Below are 20,125 nucleotides of genomic sequence, written 5' to 3'. Positions count from 1 at the left end.
GATGAGCACAGATCGAAGCACCGGCGCGTCGAGCGCCGAGCGCCACTGGGTGTTGATCGAGACCGGCGGAAACCAGCGGTACATCTTCGGCAGCAACCGGATGCGACACGTCGTCGGCGCGTCCCAGCTCGTGCACGAGGTCGGCACCGAGTGGGTACGAGAGGCGGTCGACCGGCTCGGCCTGCCCTACGACCCGATCGTGATGACCGCCTCGGGCAAGGCGCTGCTGTTGGTCGACTCTCCCGACACCGGCCGCGCGGTGATCCGTACCGTTTCCGAACGGGCGTTGGCGGAGACGCCGGGGCTACGGGTCACCGGTGTGGTCGGGCCACCCTTCGACCCGACGGACGACACCGCCCACGAGCAGGCGCGCGTCGAGACGTACCGGCTTCAGGCGCGGGTCCGGGCCGCTCGGCCGGATCCGCTCGTGCGGGACCGGGTGTTTCCCTGGCACCGGCTGTGTCGGGACAGTGGCCAGCCGGCCGAGCGCGAGGAGGTCTACAGCGACGCGGAGCCCGCCGTACCGACGTCGGCCGGGATGCTGGCCCGGTCCAGTGCGCGCCGACGAGCAAGGAACCGCCTGGTCGGCAAGCTCACCGGCCAGCTGGCCGAGGTGGTGCCGGCACATCTCGACGTGCTGCGGCACAGCGGGTGGGTGGCCGTGATCCACGCCGACGGCAACGGCGTCGGCGGACTGTTCCGTGGCTTCGTGCAAAATGTGGCCCAGGCCGAGTACGGGGACCGCAACCGGCCGGTGTCGCTGGAGACCCATCGGCGGTATCAGCGCGACGTGGCGCGGGAGCTCGACGACGCCACCTGGGACGCCGTACGCGACGCGATCGCCGACCTTCTCGCCCGCTGGCGGGAGGACGACCTGCGTGAGCGGCTGCTGCCGATCGTGGTCGGCGGCGACGACGTGACGCTGGCGTGCGACGCGGCGCTGGCCGTGCCGTTTCTGCGGGCCTTCGCCGACGCGTTCGCCCGCCACACCGCCGAACGTCCGACGTTGTCGGCCGTTGCGCGGGCTGCCACCGGGCACGCCGGGCTCACCGCATCCGCCGGCATCGCGGTGGTGAAGTCGCACCACCCGTTCGGCACCGCGTACAACCTGGCCGAAGCCCTCACCGTCTCCGCCAAGCGGTTCAAGGACGGGGAGCGGGCCCTGGCCGGGTTCGACTTCCACGTGGCGCACTCCTCGTCCCTGCGCGACTTGGCGGAGCTGCGCGAGTACGTGCAGAACGGCGACGGTACGCGGGTCGCCCGGCACGCCGGGCCGTACCTTTTCGGCCGCGCCGCAGCCCTGCCGGATGAGCTTCGGCACCGCAGCGTGGAGCTGCTCGACGAGGTGAGCGGCTGGCTCGGCCCGGACGGCTGGCTGACGGCGGCCCAGGCCCACACGCTGCGGGAGGCCGCCGACCGCGGACTGGCCGAGTACCGGCACCAGCTCGCGCTGCTCGTGGGCCGGGCCACCGAACCGGACCGGGCCCACGGCCTGCTCGACGTGCAGTCCGACCCGATCCCTGAGACCGAGCCCCACCCGGAGCCGTTCCTGCGGCTCTTCGACGCGCTGCATCTGCGCGGCCTGCGCCTGCAAGCTCCGGAACTGGTAGCCGGATCCAGCACGAACGGTGGTGTCGCATGACCCTGCTCACGACGTTCGACGTGACGCTCGAGTTCCTGAGCGACTGGCACGTCGGCACCGGCCAGGGCCAACTGGGCACCATCGACGCCGAGGTCCGGCGGGACGCCGACAAGCTGCCGTTCGTACCGGCGAAGACCTTGGTGGGGGTGTGGCGCGATGCGTGCGAGACGGTCGCCGCCACCTTCGACCAGGCCGCCGACCGGCCGCACGCCTGGCAGGCCTGGGTGACCTGGCTGTTCGGGTCCCAACCCGCGCAACGCGACGATCTCACCGCGCGGTCCGGGCGGCCGCCGATCCCGGCGGCGCTGCGCCTGACTCCGGCCCGGGCCCCGGAATGGCTGCGCGCCGGGGTACGGGGCCGACCGGCCCTGGCGCAAGCGGCCGTCCTGCTTCGACCGGGGGTGGCCATCGACGACGCCACCGGTACAGCCGCCGACCGATTGCTGCGGGTCGAGGAGCGGGCGATCCGGTCGTTGCAGCTGCACTCCCGCATCACCGTCGCCATGGCGGGCGCCGGGCCGGACGGCTCGGCGACGCCCGTTCCGCTGCCGGTGCCGGCGGAGCTGCTGCTGCGCGCGGGCGCCCGGTTGGTCGAGGCCGTCGGCGGCAAGCGGAACCGAGGCAGCGGGCGAGTCGCGGTCCTGCTGTCCGGCGCTCGCCTAAACCACGCGGACGGGCACCCGACGGTGACCGATCCACGGCTGAACCAGCTGCTGTCCGCCGGGGTTCCGGCCACGCCGCCGGCCCCACCGGCCGCAGCGGATCCGGTCACGTTCTATCCGTACGACCGGGTGAACGCCGATGGGCGACGGACCGTGCGGGTGGCGCTGCGGGTACTCACCCCGGTGGTGGTCGCGGACGGTGTGCTGGGCAACGTCGTCTCCAGCCGTGACGCCATCCCCGGCACGGCTCTGCTGGGCACCGTGCTGTCCCGCGTGGCACACGACGGGCCTGGCCGGATCGGGGTGAGCGACGTCGCCGTCGGCGATGCCGTGCCGGCCGTCGCCGATCCGGAGGACCCGAGGACGGTACGGCCGGCGCAGCCGGTGCCGCGGGTGTGGCAGCGAGGGGACAAGGGCCGTGGGCGGACGGTGCACAACACGCTGAGCAGCGCGGCGACGCACGACGAGCGCGCCAGGGCGATGTCCGGGTGGATCGTGCGCGACGGGGACGGCTGGCGGCACGTCGACTCGGCCATGACAGCGTCGACCCACGCGGTGGTCGATGACGAGGCCCGCCGACCGACCATCGACAGCGGCGGCGTCTACACCTACCTCGGCATCGCGCCGGGCACGCTGCTCTGCACCGACATCCGGCTGCCGGCCCGGGCTCGACTTCGGCTGGGCAAGGGTGAACGGCTGCGGTTCGGCCGGTCCCGCAAGGACGACTTCGGGCTGGTCGAGGTCGTCGCGATCGTCGACCCGCTGCGGGATCCCCCGCCACCGGTTCTCGGGGACCGGCTGCGGGTGTGGTGCGTCTCCGACGTGCTGCTCCGCGACAAGCGGCTCGTCCCCGACCCGTCCCCGCAGGCCCTGGCGGAGACGCTGTCGGCCGCGCTGGCTCCCGCGTCGGTCGAGGTACACGACGCCGACACGGCCGCGGCGGTGACCAGGCGGGAAGGTTTCGCAGTCGCCTGGGGCCGACCTCGTCCCAGCCAGGTCGCACTGCGCGCCGGCAGCGTCGTCACCCTCGTCGTGACCGGCCCGGTCGGCCCCGACCGACTGGCGGAACTGGAGCGCGACGGCATCGGCGAACGCACCGCCGAGGGGTACGGCCGCATCCGGTTCAACCCGCCGGAGCTGACCGCCGACGATCCGGCGGTCGACTTCTCCCACGGATCCGCCGACCCGCAGGTGAGGCCGACGGAGCTGCCCCGCGAACCCCATCCGCTGGAGGTCAACGCCTGGCGGCGGGCCATCCGGCGGGCCAGCGCCGAACTGGCGCCCGACGACCTGGTCCCGGGCATCAGTCGGCTCGCCGGGAACCGGGCCCAGCTCGGCTCGCTGCGCGCCCAACTGGAGCGGCTGACCCTGCCGAGTGGGCGGGACATGGTCCGGCACTGGATCGAGGCGACCAGGGCGGTCCCCGCCCGCCGAAAGATGTGGGAGAAACCGACCCGGAACGAGAAGGCCGAACCCGAGTCAGTCCTGGATGAGCTGGCGCGGCTGCTGCTCGACAGTCCGGCCCTGCTCTGGGAGCGCCTCCAGCTGGCTGAGGAGCAACCAGCACTGGCCCTCGCTCCCGGCCGGGAGGACGCGATACGGCAGGTGCTGCACACCGAGGCGTTGACGATCGCGGTCACCGACGCGCTGCGTCGTCTTCTTCGGCAACTTGGCAACGCCACCGGGCCGGGCGTCGGCGCCCGAGCCAAGAACCGAACGGCGCCCAGCCCTGCCCGGACCACGGCCAAGGAGGCACGCTGATGGGTCAGTCCATCGGGATCCGCACCGAAGTGCTCGGCACCCTCACCTGCCTCGGCCCGGTCCATGTCGGTGGCTGGGACACCACGCCCGAGGCCAACCTGACCGTCGCCCTCGACGGCACCGGCCGACCGTGCCTGCCCGGTACCTCGATCGCCGGCGCGCTGCGGGCCTACCTCGCCGGCGTCGACCCCTTCCGTGACCGTCCCGTCGAGCTCATGAACGCCCTCTTCGGGCACATCGCCACCACCGGCCGGGGCGGAACACCGTCCTGGATCCGCGTCGACGACGCACACCTCATCGGCGACGACGTCGCCCTGGCAGTCCGGGACGGCGTCGGCATCGACCGGCGCTCGGCCAGCGCGGCCGCCAACTTCCTCTACACCCGCCAGGTGCTGCCCGCCGGGACCAGATTCGCGCTGCGGCTGATCGCCGACACCCCGATGACCGCTGCCGGCCCGGACCACCCCGGCGGATGGCCGGCGCTGGTGGGCGACGCCGTCAACGCCATGATCGCCGGCCTGACCCACGCCCGGGTGCCGATCGGCGCCGGCCGTGGTCGGGGGTTCGGCCGGGTCGAGCTGCGCGACGTCACGTTCCGCCGCGCCGACCTGTCCCAGCCGGCCGGCCTGATCTCCTGGCTGACCGGGTCCGCCCCCACCACAACGCCTGAGCCGCAGGCGGATGTCTCACCGCCGGACGGCCGGCTGCGGATCACCGTCGCCTGGCGGCCGGCCGGTCCGCTGCTGGTCCGGGACTCGATCAGCGGCACCGTGGTCGACACGCTGCCGCTCACCGAGACCGCCGCCGACGGAACGGTGCGGCTGTTGCTGCCGGGCTCGTCGGTCCGCGGCGCGGTCCGGGCACACGCCGAACGGATCGTCCGCACATTGCAGGGCCGGGACGCGCCGGAGAGGTTCCAGACGGCACTGCGCCAACCACCGCCCGGTGTCGACGTGCTCTTCGGATCGGCGCCGACCGGCAGACGCGCCAGCCGACCCGACGCCCCCGATCAGCTCTCCACAGCCGAGACCGGGAAGAGCAGCCCCGGCCGGCGTGGCGCCCTGACCGTGGCCGACTGCCACAGCGTCGGAAAGATCAGCGCCGAGAGCTGGAACGAGATCCTCTCCGTCAGCCCCGATCCGGTGCCCGTCACCCCGGGAAAGGATCGGGAAGAGCGTCAGCTGCGCAACACCGAGCGGGATCGGGCCCGCTCGGCTCTGCGGAACAAGCTGGACGGGATCTCCTCGGCTGTCGCGCTCGGAGTCAGCGACCACGTCGCCATCGACCGCTGGACCGGTGGAGCCGGCGACCACCGGCTGTTCAGCGTCCTCGACCCGGCGAGCACCGTCGCGTGGGAACCCGTACGCATCGACGTCGACACCGCCTGGCTGGGCCGTGACGGCGACGACGGCTCGCCCACGCTGGCGCTGCCACTGCTGCTGCTCCTCCTGCGAGACCTGCGGGACGGATGGCTCAGTCTCGGCTACGGCGGCACCCGCGGCCGGGGCCAGATCGAGGTGACCGGCGTGGCGTTCGACGGCGACGGGCTGAGCGGCCCGTGGCGGGCGCTGGCCGGACAGACGCTCGACAGCATCCTCGCCGATCCGCCCCAAGAGGTCATCGACGCCATGGCCCGGTGGGAGCACACGTTCCAGGAGGTAGCAGCGTGACCACCGACCCGAATCGTGCGGTGCTGCACGCCGTACGCGCCGCTTCGCTCAGCGCCGCCGACGCGGTCGCCTGGTTCGCCCCCGGCACACCCCCGGGACGGCAGGTGATCGGCTACGCCCTTTCCGCGCGGTCCGCGACCTGGCTGCGCGTCGGGCCCGCCGGCGCCGTCGAAACCGGCGCCGCCGCCGGCGACGTCCTCGCCGAGGCGTACGAGATGCTGCTGTTCGACGGCGAGCGCGAGCTGCGGTGGCTGCGGACCCCGGACGGGCGCGGCCCGGCGATAGCCGTCGGCGAGACGCTGGCCGACCTGCCGGACGGTGAGCCGGTCACCGCCGAGCCGCCGCCCCGACGGGGCGACACCCACAGCCGGCTGCTCGCCGGCGCCGCCCGGACTTACGACGTACCGGGCTGGACCACGCTGGGCAGCGAGCGGTACGCCGCCGCCCACCTGCCGGTGACGGCGACCGACGGGGAGGCGTTCGTCATCGACACCGTCGAGTACCTCGTGCACGACGAGCACGGAAACGTCGACGTCGTCGACACCCGCACGGTCGGACTGCGGGCCATCACCACGGCGGAGGTACGCGTCACGACCGCCGTCATCACGCCCAGTTCGGAGAGGACGTCGGCATGACACCGGCCGACAAGCTGAAGAAGGTCATCGCAACGACGCTCACCAAGCGCGGCGACATCCTCGAGGGACCGATCCGCACGAGCGACAGGGCGAAGGACGCCAAGCCGAAGCAGGTCAACCGGTCGCAGTGGGACGATGCCCTGGCCGAACACGTGGCGACCATGGCAGAAGGTCAGAGCGTCGATGTGGAGGTGACCATCGACCTGGCCGACAACGGGAGGCGATCCGCCCGACTGGCCGGCGTGGCCTCACTGGCCAGCGTCACCCCAGACCGCGCGCGGAGCGCGACCATCGCGACGGCGGGCGGTTTCGTCAACCCGTACACGTTCGTGCCCACCCTGCCGCGAAGCACCGGGAGCGGCAGCCGGCTCGCCGGCACCGACCTCGACGACGGCTCGCCGCCCAGTCACGCCTACCATCGGGACGGGCAGTGGAGCGGAACCCTGGCCCTGACCTTGACCACGGTCACCCCGCTGTTGCTGCCGGTGCCCGCCGCGAGCCAGCCGAAGGACGGGATCCGGACCTTCGACGTACGAACGGATCCGGACGGACGGCCGTTGATCCACGGCGCGTCGTTCAAGGGCGCGCTCCGCAGCGCCTACGAGACGATCACCGCCAGCCGGTACGGCGTCTTCTTCGAACATCACGAGCGCCTCGCCTACCGCGTGCCCGCTAACACGGCCCTCGAGCTCACGCCGGCCCGCGTCCACCAGGACGAGGACGGCACCAGGTTCTTCCGGCTGTGCCGCGGTGACGCCGAGTGGGCGCAGCGCAGCCGCAGCGGCAACCAGGCGCAGTACGCCGCTCTGGTGCCGGCCTACGGCAAGGATCCCGTGCACCGCCTCGGCGACCTGGCCGCCGGGCCGTTGTCCCGACACCACGGGGCGCAGGTGTACGCACGGGTGGCGGTGCCAGGCAACGGAGGGTCTCGCACCTGGCGCGCGACCGACCTCGCGCGGACCGAGCAGGAACTCCAGGCGCACCTGCATGCCTCGCCGCGCGGCGCCCACGGCGATGGTCGGCACCGGATCGTGCGGGGATGGCTCTCCGCCACCGGGCACTCCATCGCGAGCAAGCATAACGAGCGGCTGTTCGTGGAAACCTCGGGCCTGGATGTCCCCGTCACCGACGAGCATGTGAGCTACTGGCAGTCGGTGCTGCGGGCATACGACCAGGCGCAGGGTTACCACGACCCGAAGGCCACCTACCGTCGTGACCCGGCCACCGCGAACGGGATCGAACGCTCCCAGCACGTGCCCAGCAGCCCGGAACTGCGCGGGCTCCCGCCCGGCACGCTCGTCTACGTCAAGTACGACGAGGCGCGCAAGCAAGTCACCGAAGTGCACCCCGTCATGATCGGCCGCCTGCCGTTCGATGCCTCTCCCGGTGACTTGCTGCACGAGAGCCTGCACCCGGCACGAGACCGGGAGCAGCTCTCCCCCGCCGACCGGCTGTTCGGGTGGGTGTCACCGGGTCGGAGCGATGACGAGACCGACACCAACGACGGCGCCTCCGGTTACCGCGGACGGCTTCGGGTCCGCTCGATCACCTGCTTGACGGACGACTGGCGACCGGCCGCTTTCCCGGCCGAGGGCGTGACCCTCGCCCCGCTGAGCAGCCCCAAGCCCACCCAGTTCCGCTTCTACGCCTCCCCCGACCAGACGGGAAAGCCCATGCCCCGGGCGGCCAGCAAAACCGAGGGGTACGCGGACGGCGGCGGGCTGCGGGGCCGAAAGATGTACCGCTGGCGAGACGAGAAGCCGGAGTACTGGCAACCCACCCGGAGCAGCAACGACCCCGCGCGGGGCTATCTGGCCTTGAAGGACCACGAGGAGCACTCGTCGCAGCTCGTCCGCCACCGTGGCTGGGTCCGCCCCGGCGCGACCTTCCAGGTCGAACTGTTCCTCGATGGGGTGCCCACCGCTGAACTCGGCGCCCTGCTGTGGCTGCTGACCAGGGGCCAGGACACCCCGCTTCGACTCGGCGCCGGCAAGCCGTACGGCTTCGGCGTCGTCACCGTCCAGCTCGACTGGGACCCTACCCGGCTCTGGGATGGGGCCGGTGTCCGCGCCGGCTGGCTGCGACTGACTCGGCCGGAGCCCGTCGACGCCGGTCAGCTCACCGCGCTGGCCGATCGCTTCGACGCCGTGAGCCGCGGCAACGAGGTGCTGCGGGAGGCGACCACGTCGTACCTGGCCGCCGCCGCAGCCGTCGCCAGCCCGGTGCACTATCCGCGCACCTCTCCGGAGCCGCAGGCCGAGAGTTACAGGTGGTTCGTCGAGAACGACCGGATCAAGGGCGGCAAGGCCGTCGAGGGATGGGCACTGCCGCACGTACGCGACGCCGAGCAGCAGTTGCCGTACCTCGCCGAGACCAGCTCGGATCGGACCGATCGAGGCGGTTCCGGCCGCAAGTCGTCGAAGCCGGCGCCTCAGCAGCGGCGTCCCGGCCCGACGCCGGGCGCCGCGCACAAGACCAACTCAGGGCAGAACCATGCTGCCGCGCGGCCCGGATCCGCCGGGAGGAACAAGCGCGGCCAGCGCCCCTCATGAGCTCCCGGCAGGCAGCCCAGCAACTGCCCTGCCTGCTTTGGACATCACCCTGGACAGTTGAATGGAGACCAGTTCATGCGGTTCTACGCAGACGTCGCCGGACCCGACGCGCAACTCCCTTGGAAGTACGTGCACGGCGTGGCCCATGCCGTGGTCTACAGCCTGATCGCCGACCAGGCCCCCATCCTGGCCACCCACCTGCACGACGATGGCTGGGGGCAGAGCACCCTGCGGCCGGTGGGGATTTCACCTCCGGTCTTCCTCGGTGCGCGGAGGAAGCGCAGCGCGTACATGATGTCGCCGAACGGCCGGATCTGGTTCGGGTCCCCGATGCCCGCGCTGGCGGCCTCACTGCTGGCCAGCGTCACCAGCCGCCGCGAGCTGCGGTGGGGACCGGTCACCCTCGCCGTCAAGGGCGCCCAGTTGGAGCCGCTGACCAGCCCGGAATCGCCGGCGGTGCTGGAGACCCGCTCACCTGTGCTGGTCAAGGCCGACAAGAACCGGTACCTGCTGCCCGACGACGACGGATACGTCCCGGCGCTGGCCGCCAACATCCGTCACAAGGCCGACGTGCTCGGCCTGCCGGGCGATGCCGAACTCGAGGTTCTGGCAGCCGGGCCGCGACGACGCTTCGAAGCCGCGCGCGGCACCCGGATTGGAGCGACGGTGACACTTCGGATCCACGCGGACCCCCGCCTGATCGGGGCACTCCGCGAGTGGGGCCTGGGAGTTGCCAACATCCAGGGCTTCGGCTGGGTGCGGTGAGCACCGTCGCCGGCGGCGCGACCTGTGCGTGCTGAATACGCACCCACTGCAACGCTGGGGTCTGCGGCGCCTCCGCCTAGCACATGAACCGCAACACAGTCTCCCAGGCGAGCTTGCAAATCTAGGACGTCAACTATCACATGTCGCAGCTACGCTGCGGATGATAGTTGAAGCACGTCATACACCGCTGATTAGACCTGAAGGGATCGCAACCAGACCACGATGGTCAAGACCATTTTGTATAGTGGCGTTGGCTCATCGCACCTGAAAGATTGCTAGAGCCGTCCAATTTTAGGGCACTCCCCGTCACGCCGCTCATGAACTCTGCAGAGATCGCTACTCGCAGACCTCGACTGGGATCAGATTCTCGAAGTTCCTGCTTAGCTCGCCTGGAAGGATCGCAACAGCACAAGGTCAATGTCGTCTTCGAGGTGCTGCGCCAGATCACTTCGCCCCGTAGGGGGTTGCGACTTGAAGTCGGCCGTGCGCTGTCGCTGACGGCGCTTTCCAGTAGGAAACTCAACCCGCGAGCCGTCGGTGCTGCGCGACAGGGTCGGCGTCGCTCATCACCCTGGCACGATCGGAACGTGCTAACGCCAAGTGTCTCGGTTGGCTACTCCTGGTCGCTCATCAAGCTCGGAGGGATAGCATCGCGTGCCGGTAGCCGCTGACCTGCAACGCCTGCGGGTCGCTCATCATCCCTGGAGGGATCGCAACGCGGCCGTGGCGTGGAGATGGTGCGACGTCACGGCGTAGTAGCTCATCATCCGTGGAGGGGATCGCAACCCGCGCAGGCAGATCGGCGCGGTCCGCTCGGAGAACTGTCGCTCATCACCCCTAGAGGGGTCGCAACGTAGTGCACTCGACGAGGATCATGCGCGGGTGGCGCGTCGCTCGTCACACCTGGAGGGATCGCAACGAGAAGTTGCGCCGGTCCGCCGCCGACCACGCCCGCTCGTCGCTCATCACCCCTGGAGGGATCGCAACGCGTCCGGCAGGGCGGAGGTCAGCACGGTGGCCACCAGTCGCTCATCACCCCTGGAGGGATCGCAACGTAGTTCTTACATCTACTAAGTTACCCGGAGGGATCGCAACACCGCGCCCGAAAAGCCGTAGATCGACTGGTTGGAGTCACGTCGCTGATCATCCCTGGAGGGATCGCAACTACCGCTCCCGCCACTGGCTCGCAGCGAGAGCAGACCCGTCGCTCATCCCCCTGAAGGGGTCGCAACAGCGCGGCGGCGGCGAGGTCCACCTGGCGGAGCTGGGTCGCTCATCAACACTGGAGGAATCGCAACGTGATCTAGCTGCGGGGCGTGGCGCTTTCGGGCCAGGTCGCTCACCGTTCTCTGGGTCGCAACGTCAGTTGGTGAGCTGGGTCGGTGCCGCTCCGCAAGTCGCTAATCGTTCCTTGATTAAGGGATCGCAACGACTCCAATCGCCTGGTTGGAAGCCAGGCGCTCTGCTGACAGTCATCACCCCTTAAGGGATCGAAACAACCAGTCCTGAATCTTGTACTTGCCCTTGATCTAAAACGAACTCCGTGAAGGCGTTGTCTGCCAGCAGCGCCGGTGTCATCCTGCAAAGGCAGTAGCAGGGGCAGGGGCTTGTCACTCTGAGGGCTTAAGACACGGCCGCGCCTGCGCTGCTGTTAGGACAGATCAGCAGCGTTCAGTCGCGCATCATGGAGGGGACGCATCCTCATTTTCAGGCCCTGGATGCGCTTGTAGTTGGCCGGTCGCTCATTACCCTGGGGGATGGCAGCGCGCCGAACGCCATCGCGATCTGGATCTCGTGGGACCGTCGCTCATCACCCCTGGAGGGATCGCAACAGCTGCTCGGAAAGCTTGGACATGCGAACTCCCAAATGGTCGCTCATCCTCCTGCAGGGATCGCAACGGAACGAGCATCTCCCATGCGTTCGCGGTGCACCGCTCGCTCATCACCCGTGGAGGGATCGCAATAGGATCATGCCGAGGGCGTGCCAGGGGATGTCGCGGAAGTGCTCGTTACCCCCTAGAGGGATCGCATCTCGCGGGGAAGCGAACCGACTATCGGGAACCAATTAGCCAACGTCACTGATAGCGACGCCAGGGGCCCTGACTGACTATTTGTTCAAGAACTCCAACGTCTCCCGAAAGCTGGCCGTCAGGCTAGCGAGGAGTAGGCGCCCCTTGTCACTCGACGCGAGAGAGGGTCGTCCGATCACCCCCGACTCGGTGTACGCGCGCATGCCGAGGGTGAGCAGGTGCGGGTGCTCGGCCACGTGGTCTTCCCGGTCATATCCTTCACGCACACTTTCCGGTGCCACCTCGAGCAACACGGAGGTCTCGATCTCTCCGGCATGCATGTCGTCGTGCATGGAGCTAACGATGCCGGCATCCTGGCATGCGACCTCCCATGCCTGCCGGTTCGGGAAGAGCGCGAGCTGGGGCCGGGCAACGTTGGCCTGCTGCACAACGTTCGAGAGCACGTAGTTGCCGCCGTGACCATTTACGATCACAAGGCGCTCCACGCCTGAGTGCTGAAGCGACTCCCTGACGTCTGTGATGATCGCGTCAAGTGTGCGTGCGGAGATGCTGACTGTTCCCGGCCAGGCGGCGTGCTCGTGCGAGCAGGAGATCGTGATTGGCGGGAGTAGCAGCAGGTCATAGCGGTCGGCAACAGCTGCGGCGATCGCGCTGGCGACGATGGTGTCGGTGGCCAGCGGGAGATAGGAACCGTGCTGCTCAAAGCTGCCGACCGGTAGAACGGCTACTGATGCCGCGCGGCGGGCCGCCTCCGTGGTCGTTGCTGTGGTCCATAGGTTCACTGGCCCATTCTGCCGACCACTTGATCCGCAATGGCAAGTCGATCGCGGAAACGCTGCGCCTCATCCGTCACGCGCCGCGATCCGAGCTCGTGGTTCACGCGCCCCAGCGCTTTGATCAGACGCAAGGATCCTGCGTCGAAGGCGATGGTGAGCGCCTTCTCGCCCTGCTCGGCAGCTTCCTCGATGCGACCGAGGTGCGCGTAGCCGGTCGCGAGCCAGGTACGGGCGAGGCCTTCGTCCTGCCGATAGGCAGACGGCCAGGCGCCGAGGACAGTCTCGAGGACACCGATGGACTGCTTCGCCTGACCCAGGATGAGATGGCACTGTCCTTCGTACGCCAGCACGTAGGTACGGGTGCAGTGCCGACCGATGGTGTCTGAGTCATCGACGGCTTCGGCTGTCGGCTCCGCCTGAAAACTGACCCCGTGGTTCCGGCTGAATTTTGACCCCTTCCGGAAGCATCGGGAGGTGCTGAGCGTGGAGGACTGGGCGGAGATCCGTCGGTTGTACCGGGCGGAGCGGATGGCGATCAAGGCCATCTGCCGTCGGCTGGGGGTCTCGCGGAACACGGTGCGTAAGGCTTTGGCCAGTCATGAGCCGCCTCGCTATCAGCGGGCGGCGAAGGGTTCGATCGTGGACGCGGTGGAGCCGCAGATCAGGGCGTTGTTGGCGGAGTTCCCGGACATGCCGACGACGGTGATCATGGAGCGGGTCGGGTGGACTCGCGGCAAGACGGTGTTCTCTGATCGGGTGCAGCAGCTGCGGCCGTTGTTCCGCCGGCCGGATCCGGCTCAGCGGACGGAGTATCTGCCGGGTGAGCTGGCGCAGTGTGATCTGTGGTTCCCGCCGGCGGACGTGCCGTTGGGCTTCGGGCAGGTCGGTCGGCCGCCGGTGCTGGTGATGGTGTCGGGGTATTCGCGGTGGCTGTCTGCGGTGATGATCCCGTCGCGGCAGTCGCCGGACCTGCTGGTCGGACACTGGACGCTGATCTCCGGCTGGGGGCGGGTGCCCAAGGCGTTGGTGTGGGACAACGAGTCCGCCGTCGGGCAGTGGCGGGCCGGCAGGCCGCAGCTGACCGAGGCGATGAACGCCTTCCGCGGCACCCTCGGCATCAAGGTGATCCAGTGCCGGCCGGCGGACCCGGAATCGAAGGGCCTGGTCGAACGGGCCAACGGCTATCTGGAGACCTCGTTCCTGCCCGGACGCCGGTTCGGTTCACCCGGCGACTTCAACGCTCAGCTGTCCGAGTGGTTGGTGCGGGCGAACAACCGCCAGCACCGGATGCTGGGCTGCCGCCCGGCGGAGCGGTGGGACGCCGACCGGCAGGTGATGCTGCCGCTGCCGCCGGTCGCGCCGGTGGTCGGGTGGCGGCAGGCCACCCGGCTGCCCCGCGATCACTACGTCCGCTTGGACGGCAACGACTACTCGGTGCACCCGTCAGTGGTCGGCCGGCGGGTCGAGGTCACCGCCGACTGCGACCACGTGACGGTGCTCTGCGACGGCCGACCGGTGGCCCGGCACGACCGTTGCTGGGCCAAGCATCAGAGCATCACCGACCCCGCCCACCGCCAAGCCGCCGCCGATCTGCGCATCGCCGCCCAACGCACCCCGACGGCCGCCGTCGACGCCCAAGTCGAACGCCGGCCGTTGAGCGACTACGACCGGATGTTCGGCCTGGACGAGGTGGCTGCGTGATGGCCGCCAAGACCAGCCGCAACGTCGCATCCGAGATCGCGTTCCTCACCCGTGCCCTGAAGGCGCCGTCCCTGGCCGCGTCGGTGGAGCGCCTGGCGGAGCGGGCCCGGGCAGAGTCGTGGACGCATGAGGAGTTCCTCGCCGCCTGCCTGCAACGCGAGGTCGCCGCCCGCGAAGCCCACGGCGGAGAAGGACGCATCCGGGCAGCCAGGTTTCCGGCCCGCAAGAGCCTGGAGGAGTTCGACTTCGACCACCAACGGTCGTTGAAGCGGGAGACCATCGCCCATCTGGGAACCCTCGACTTCATCACCGGCCGAGAGAACGTCGTCTTCCTGGGCCCGCCCGGCACCGGCAAAACCCACCTGTCCATCGGCCTCGGGATCCGGGCCTGCCAGGCAGGACACCGGGTCGCGTTCGCCACCGCCGCCCAGTGGGTGTCCCGCCTGGCTGATGCCCACCACGCCGGCCGCCTGCAAGACGAACTGGTCAAACTCGGCCGGATCCCGCTGCTGATCGTCGACGAGGTCGGCTACATCCCCTTCGAAGCCGAAGCCGCGAACCTGTTCTTCCAGCTCGTCTCCAACCGCTACGAACGAGCCACCCTGATCGTCACCAGCAACAAGCCCTTCGGCCGCTGGGGCGAAGTGTTCGGCGACGATGTCGTCGCCGCAGCCATGATCGACCGCCTCGTTCACCACGCCGAGGTGATCTCGATGAAGGGCGACAGCTACCGACTCAAAGACCGCGACCTCGGCCGCGTCCCCGCAGCCACCAAGACCAACGACTGAACATCAACAACCAACGAGGGGGTCAAAATTCGGCCGGAACAGAGGGGTCAAAGTTCAGCCGGCGTTGACATCGGCGGCTTCTACCAGAGAATGAGCCTTCTGCAGCGCAGCGTGGCAGCGTGCTCGTTCCCCGGCGAGCGCGGCTGCTTGGGCGGTTCGGATGGCGCACAGTGCCCGATCACGAGCTGTGGGTTCCTTCCGGGCATTGGCGAACTCGGCGAAGGCAGTAGCTTGGGCGGCGTCCCCTCGTTCAACGGCACGCTGCGCCTGCCGCATGAGGACGTAGGTCGCCATCCTGCCGTCACCGGCTTCTCGGGCCATCGATAGTGCTTGCCGCAGCCAGTACGCCGCGTCCTGACTGTCCCCGAGGTTGTCGGCGGTCCAACTGGCGAACTCTGCCCATCGCGACTCGACTCGCAGCAGCTCCCGCAGAGTTTGCCCGGCGGCGCCCGCGCGATGTCTCCGGATGATGTTCAGCTCGCCCCGTACGACGTCATGGAGGCGACGAGGGCCGAACGCGTCATGGGATGCGGCGAGGATGCGGAGCATGCTCATCCAATGCGGCACTATGGCGGGGTCAACCGGGCTCGCCGTCGTCATCAGCCCAGCGGCGGGCGGGGCCTGCGCGTCGGCCGCTCCGAGCTCCGCTTCGTCAGGCATGGGCGGCGGAGCCTGCTCTTGGCGCATCGCCTGGTCGTAGAGGCTGAGCAGGGAACCATCTCTCCCGAGTAGCTCGTCGCAGCGCTGCCAGAATTCACGCGGCGCCCTCTGGCGTCCGGTCTCGACGTTCGCGATCGTGCTGCGGGCGTACCCGGTCAGGGGTGCGAGGGAGTGTTGGTTGTAGCCGGCGGCTCGTCGCAGCTGCGCCAGCCGAACGCCGAGCGTCCGCCGACCGTCTACGTCACTCATCGACACCTGGCACCCTTCTCATCGGCCATGGCATAGGTCAGCGGCAAACGGCGTTGCCCCTCAATCGAACCGGAGCTCAGCAGCCTGCCAGTAGCGTATGCGCTCCGGCTGGAAGCGGAGGACCTCATTACGGTCCTGCCGACGTCGTGGCGGATGATGCTCAGCCGCATCGGAGTGACCCGTAAAGAGCTCCGACTGCTGGTAAGGCTCGTGACGGATTTCAGGGGATCTCGTCACTACGGATGTCGGTAAGGGATGTCGGCGGATTCCGACAATCTCCCAACATTCAACTGCCGCTCGACCTGGTGATCAGCGCGACGGCCAGCGTTGTAGCGGTCTCATCGACGATGCCATTCACCTCCAGGAACTGGCCCACTTGATCGATTAGCCGGGCCTGTCAGCGCAGTGTCATAGATCCAACCCCAACCCTTTCCGACACCGGTCCGACTCTCGTTGGCTGATCAGGCATCAGCAAGTGCAGGGCCGTCTACCTCTCCGGTGTGCGGGTCCCTGCATCCATCGGCCGGGATGCGCGGTCGGAGCCAGGAGGCCCGGCCGCTCACCCCTCACGAGGAGGTGACGGGATGGCACGCTTCAAATGGTTCGTCCCTCAGCAGGATCACTGGCCGTTCACGCCGTTCGGAATCGACGGCACGGCGATGCTCAGCAGCCTCCGTGACAAGCCGAACCGCACCGGGCCGAGCGTGCCTCGGTCCGCCCTGCACACCTCCGCCGCTCCGCTGCCCTGCCCGAACCCCGCGCAGTGACCGGCGCCGAGGAGAGCGACCGCGCCGTTGACCGGTTCGATGCGGCCCGTCGAACCGTGCTTGATCACGCAGACGGCGGAGCCTGCTTCCAGTGCCGCGACGGCGCGTGTCGTCAGAACGAGTGGGCTCTGGAAGAACTTCCCCGTCATCGCGGGGGCCGTCGTCTCCTCGTACGGCTCCAGCTTCTTGACCCTGCAGACGACACGACTCAGGAAGGACAGCCGCGGTGAATCCAGCCCTCGGCGCCGCTGACGAGCACGCCGCCTCGTACGTCCGTTCCGAGCCTGTCCCGGTCCCCCGTCCGGTGCCCGCCGGCGCCGCCTCCGAGCGGACCGGCCGGATCGCGGACGAGTTCTTCTTCATGTGCCACGACGACCGGACCGGTCGCCCTCGGCTGTTCGACTCGGCGCTGGCGTACGGCCTGGCCGCTGGGCTGCTCGTCGAACTCTACTACGGCGGGCGGATCACGTTCGAGCGCGGGCACGTGCGCGTCAAGGACATCCGGCCGCCGCAGGATTGGCTCCAGCACCTGGTCCTGGACCGGATCGCCGCCGAGCAGCAGCACACCGCGACCCGGGTGTGGCTGGCCTTCCTCGGCTCGTCCGCCTACGAGCAGGTCGCCCAACGGATGTGGCAGTCGGGTCTGGTGCGACCGCAGCAGGCGGGCCCGTTCTGGCGGCAACGCACCCTGTACGTGCCGACCGACATCAACACCGCGGCCTGGTCGTGGGCGCGGCTGTCCCAGCATCTGCGCAACGGCCGGAGCCTGAACGGCGTGGACCTCGCCCTGGCCGGCCTGGCGCTGCACACCCAGCTGGACACGACGCTGCTCGACGGCGCCTCGCTGGCGGTGCGCTCGCATCTGCGGCGGCTGGTCGAGCAGTCGTGGCCGCCGTTGCGGGATCTGCTCGCCGATCTCGGCAGCGTCGTCGGCGGCGCGGTCCTGAGCCACCGCACCTCCTGACGGCAACACCCCATCCACTCTTCGCGAAAGAGACCTGATGTCGCATTCGACTCCTGACACTGTTTCCGAGGTTCTGGCGCGCTGCCGGCTCGGGATCCCCTCGGTGGTGTTCTTCGTCATCGCCGCCGCCGCGCCGCTGACGGTGGTCGCCGGCGGTGCGACCACCGGCTACGCGGTCACCGGCGTGGCGGGTATTCCGGTGGCGTACCTTGTCGTCGCCGCCGTGCTGGCGCTGTTCTCGGTCGGGTTCGTTGCCATGTCCCGGCGGATCGTCAACGCCGGCGCGTTCTACACCTACGTCACCCGAGGGCTCGGCCGTCCGGCCGGTGTAGGCGCGGCGATGGTCGCGCTGGTGGCGTACAACGCCATGCAGATCGGCCTGTACGGCGGGTTCGGTGCGGTCCTCGCGACGTTCCTGCGCGACCAGTACGGCCTGCATGTCACCTGGTGGGTGCCGGCGCTGATCGGGTGGGCCGTGGTGGCGGTGCTCGGCGTGCTGCGTATCGACCTCAACGGCAAGGTCCTGGCGGTCATGCTCGTCGCCGAGTGCGCGGTCGCGGTGGTCTTCGACGCGGTGATGGTCGGGCACCCTGCCGGCGGGTCGGTCACCTTCGACACCCTCGCTCCGTCGCACATCCTCGCCGCGGGTATCGGGGCCGCGCTGGTCACGGCCATCACGGGTTTCGTTGGCTTCGAGGGCACTGTGGTGTTCTCCGAGGAGACCCGTGATCCGCGCCGGACGGTCGCCCGGGCCACCTACATCGCGGTGGCCGCCACCGGCCTGCTCTACGGCCTGTCCGCCTGGGCGATGTCCGTAGCAACCGGCTCGGACAGGATCGTCGACGCGGCCCGCACCGACGGCACCGACCTCATCTTCAACCTCGTCTCACCGCACCTCGGGTCCAGCATCGTGACCGTCGGGCGCGTCCTGTTCATCACCAGTTTGTTCGCCGCGCTACTGAGCTTCCACCACACCGTCGCCCGGTACCTGTTCGCTCTCGGCCGGGAGCGGGTCCTGCCCGGCGTACTGGGCCGGACCAGCCGCCGCACCGGCGCCCCGAAGGCCGGGTCGATCCTGCAGAGCATTCTCGCGGTGGTCGTCCTCATCGCCTACGCCACTGCCGGCGCGGACCCGATCGTGCACCTGTTCTTCTGGGTCACGGTGACCGGTGGCCTCGGCGTCCTGATCCTGATGACCGTCACCTCCGCCGCCGTGATCGGCTTCTTCGCCCGCATCGCCCACGGCGAGGGCTGGTGGCCGGCGTTCGTCGCGCCGCTGCTCGCCACGCTCGCGCTGACCGGGTTTCTCGCCGCGACGCTACGGGAGTTCGACATCCTCCTCGGCGTCAGCGCGCACTCACCGCTGCGCTGGCTCTTCCCGGCCACCTACGCCATTGCCGCCCTCGCCGGCATCGCCTGGGCGTTGGTCCTGCGCGCAGTGCGGCCGCAGGTCTATGACGCCATCGGACTCGGCGCCGACAGCGCCACCGCGCCCCTGCGCCGCACCGACAGCTTCCGCCTGCCGGTCTGAACAAGGAGCTCACCATGACCGTCCCCAGTACCGGCGTGAGCATCCGTCGCGCCACTCCCGCCGACATCGACCCCCTGGTTTCCGTACTCGTCGACGCGTTCTTCGACGGGCCGGTCGCCGACTGGCTGGTCCCCGACCATGACGACCGTCGCGCCGTCTACCGCCGGTACTTCACCCTCGTCCTGCGTCACGGTCTCGCCCACGGCCACGTCGACACCACCACCGACCGGTCCGCCGTCGCGATCTGGTACGCCCGGCCCGAACCCCCACCCGCGGCGCCGCCGGAGCACCAGGCGGCGGTGGAAGCCGCCACCGGACCGTACGCGCCGAAGTTCACCCTCCTCGAGGCCATGTTCGACGTGTTCCACCCCCGCGAACCGCACCACTACCTCGCGTACGTGGCGGTCAGCCCCGACGAACAGCGCCGCGGCGTCGGAACCACCCTGCTCGACAGCTACCACCGCCGGCTCGACGCGCTGGGCCTGCCCGCCTACCTGGAGGCCAGCAACATGCGCAACCGCAGGCTGTACCTGCGGCTCGGCTACCGGGCTGGACCGCCACTGATCCTGCCCATCAGCGGACCCACGATCTGGCGGATGTGGCGCGGGCCGGCCGACGCCGCCGGCACGGCCACGTTTCCCGACACCGAGCAACGACCACGTCGGCGAACCCAGCCGACTGCCGCTTCAAGCTCCGTCCGCATCGGGCGGTAGGGGTGACGCGTCACCGGGACGCGGCCACCTGGCACCACCTCGGGTCACCGCGGCCCGGGGAAGTCTCAAGATCGGAGGAAGACATGTCCACCAGCACCGCGGAGCAGAGCACGGCCGCCGACGGCGGGGACTTCGACCTGGACGTCAGCCTGCTGGAGGTGGCGGACGTCGCCGGCCTGGTCAACCTGACCGACGACGGCTGCGGCAGCACCTGCACCGCCTGCACCACCAACGTCGCCTGACCGACGAACCCTCCCCC

Annotated in this window: 16 protein-coding genes; 12 read left to right on the top strand and 4 right to left on the bottom strand. The window is 69.6% G+C overall.

Annotated features, from left to right (window positions below):
- Position 1 precedes the first annotated feature (1 nt).
- From O7546_RS10360 to cas6, 6 genes are read left to right on the top strand one after another with little or no spacing between them, the layout of a single operon-like run.
- Positions 2-1,642, top strand: coding sequence for a hypothetical protein (locus O7546_RS10360; protein ID WP_281600821.1), 1,641 nt, complete (start codon positions 2-4; stop codon positions 1,640-1,642).
- Complete coding sequence (locus O7546_RS10355; protein WP_281600820.1) at positions 1,639-4,065, top strand: RAMP superfamily CRISPR-associated protein; 2,427 nt, start codon at positions 1,639-1,641, stop codon at positions 4,063-4,065. Before O7546_RS10360 ends, O7546_RS10355 begins: the two co-directional genes overlap by 4 nt.
- Complete coding sequence (locus O7546_RS10350) at positions 4,065-5,735, top strand: RAMP superfamily CRISPR-associated protein (RefSeq protein WP_281600819.1); 1,671 nt, start codon at positions 4,065-4,067, stop codon at positions 5,733-5,735. Before O7546_RS10355 ends, O7546_RS10350 begins: the two co-directional genes overlap by 1 nt.
- A complete protein-coding gene (gene csx19 / locus O7546_RS10345; protein ID WP_281600818.1) occupies positions 5,732-6,370 on the top strand; it encodes a CRISPR-associated protein Csx19 in 639 nt (212 codons plus the stop codon). The genes O7546_RS10350 and csx19 overlap by 4 nt, the downstream gene beginning before the upstream one ends.
- Positions 6,367-8,922, top strand: a complete 2,556-nt coding sequence (locus tag O7546_RS10340) for a TIGR03986 family CRISPR-associated RAMP protein (protein ID WP_281600817.1) — start codon at positions 6,367-6,369, stop codon at positions 8,920-8,922. Before csx19 ends, O7546_RS10340 begins: the two co-directional genes overlap by 4 nt.
- 57 nt (positions 8,923-8,979) lie before the next feature.
- Positions 8,980-9,687: a CRISPR-associated endoribonuclease Cas6 gene (cas6, locus tag O7546_RS10335; RefSeq protein WP_281600816.1), complete on the top strand. Its 708-nt coding sequence runs from the start codon at positions 8,980-8,982 to the stop codon at positions 9,685-9,687.
- Between the two features lie 2,107 nt (positions 9,688-11,794).
- Here cas6 and O7546_RS10330 read toward each other — a convergent pair.
- Positions 11,795-12,499, bottom strand: a complete 705-nt coding sequence (locus O7546_RS10330) for a creatininase family protein (protein ID WP_281600815.1) — start codon at positions 12,497-12,499, stop codon at positions 11,795-11,797.
- The gene (locus O7546_RS10325; protein ID WP_281601197.1) at positions 12,496-13,068 is read right to left on the bottom strand and encodes a hypothetical protein; all 573 of its coding nucleotides are present in this window, start codon (positions 13,066-13,068) and stop codon (positions 12,496-12,498) included. The genes O7546_RS10330 and O7546_RS10325 overlap by 4 nt, the downstream gene beginning before the upstream one ends.
- On the opposite strand from O7546_RS10325, the gene istA reads away from it, so the two are divergent.
- Positions 12,968-14,194 carry an IS21 family transposase gene (gene istA / locus O7546_RS10320; protein WP_281600164.1) on the top strand — a complete coding sequence of 409 codons (1,227 nt, stop codon included), beginning with the start codon at positions 12,968-12,970 and terminating at the stop codon, positions 14,192-14,194. The two genes, O7546_RS10325 and istA, sit on opposite strands and share 101 nt — an antisense overlap.
- Positions 14,194-14,982 (top strand): IS21-like element helper ATPase IstB, encoded by a 789-nt coding sequence (istB, locus tag O7546_RS10315; protein WP_281600163.1) that lies wholly within the window; start codon positions 14,194-14,196, stop codon positions 14,980-14,982. Before istA ends, istB begins: the two co-directional genes overlap by 1 nt.
- Positions 14,983-15,036: 54 nt before the next feature.
- Here the strand turns inward: istB and O7546_RS10310 are convergent, their stop codons facing one another.
- Together O7546_RS10310 and O7546_RS10305 are read right to left on the bottom strand one after the other, a co-directional pair.
- On the bottom strand, positions 15,037-15,891 hold the full coding sequence (locus O7546_RS10310; RefSeq protein ID WP_281600814.1) for a helix-turn-helix transcriptional regulator: 855 nt from the start codon (positions 15,889-15,891) through the stop codon (positions 15,037-15,039).
- Positions 15,892-16,510: 619 nt separating this feature from the next.
- The gene (locus tag O7546_RS10305; protein ID WP_281600813.1) at positions 16,511-16,807 is read right to left on the bottom strand and encodes a hypothetical protein; all 297 of its coding nucleotides are present in this window, start codon (positions 16,805-16,807) and stop codon (positions 16,511-16,513) included.
- A 77-nt stretch (positions 16,808-16,884) separates the two neighbouring features.
- Between O7546_RS10305 and O7546_RS10300 the strand changes: the two genes are divergently transcribed.
- The 4 genes from O7546_RS10300 (at position 16,885) to fxlA (ending at position 20,108) form a co-directional block, all read left to right on the top strand.
- Positions 16,885-17,622, top strand: a complete 738-nt coding sequence (locus O7546_RS10300; protein ID WP_281600812.1) for a GPP34 family phosphoprotein — start codon at positions 16,885-16,887, stop codon at positions 17,620-17,622.
- Positions 17,623-17,659: 37 nt separating this feature from the next.
- Entirely contained in the window at positions 17,660-19,153 is a 1,494-nt protein-coding gene (locus tag O7546_RS10295; RefSeq protein WP_281600811.1) for an APC family permease, read from the top strand.
- A gap of 14 nt (positions 19,154-19,167) precedes the next feature.
- Positions 19,168-19,866 (top strand): GNAT family N-acetyltransferase, encoded by a 699-nt coding sequence (locus tag O7546_RS10290; protein WP_281600810.1) that lies wholly within the window; start codon positions 19,168-19,170, stop codon positions 19,864-19,866.
- Between the two features lie 83 nt (positions 19,867-19,949).
- The gene (fxlA, locus tag O7546_RS10285; protein WP_210942429.1) at positions 19,950-20,108 is read left to right on the top strand and encodes an FxLD family lanthipeptide; all 159 of its coding nucleotides are present in this window, start codon (positions 19,950-19,952) and stop codon (positions 20,106-20,108) included.
- The last annotated feature ends 17 nt before the right edge of the window (positions 20,109-20,125 follow it).

The organism is Micromonospora sp. WMMA1976 (assembly GCF_027497335.1).
Classification (GTDB): domain Bacteria; phylum Actinomycetota; class Actinomycetes; order Mycobacteriales; family Micromonosporaceae; genus Micromonospora; species Micromonospora aurantiaca.
This window is presented reverse-complemented; position numbering and strand designations above follow the sequence as displayed.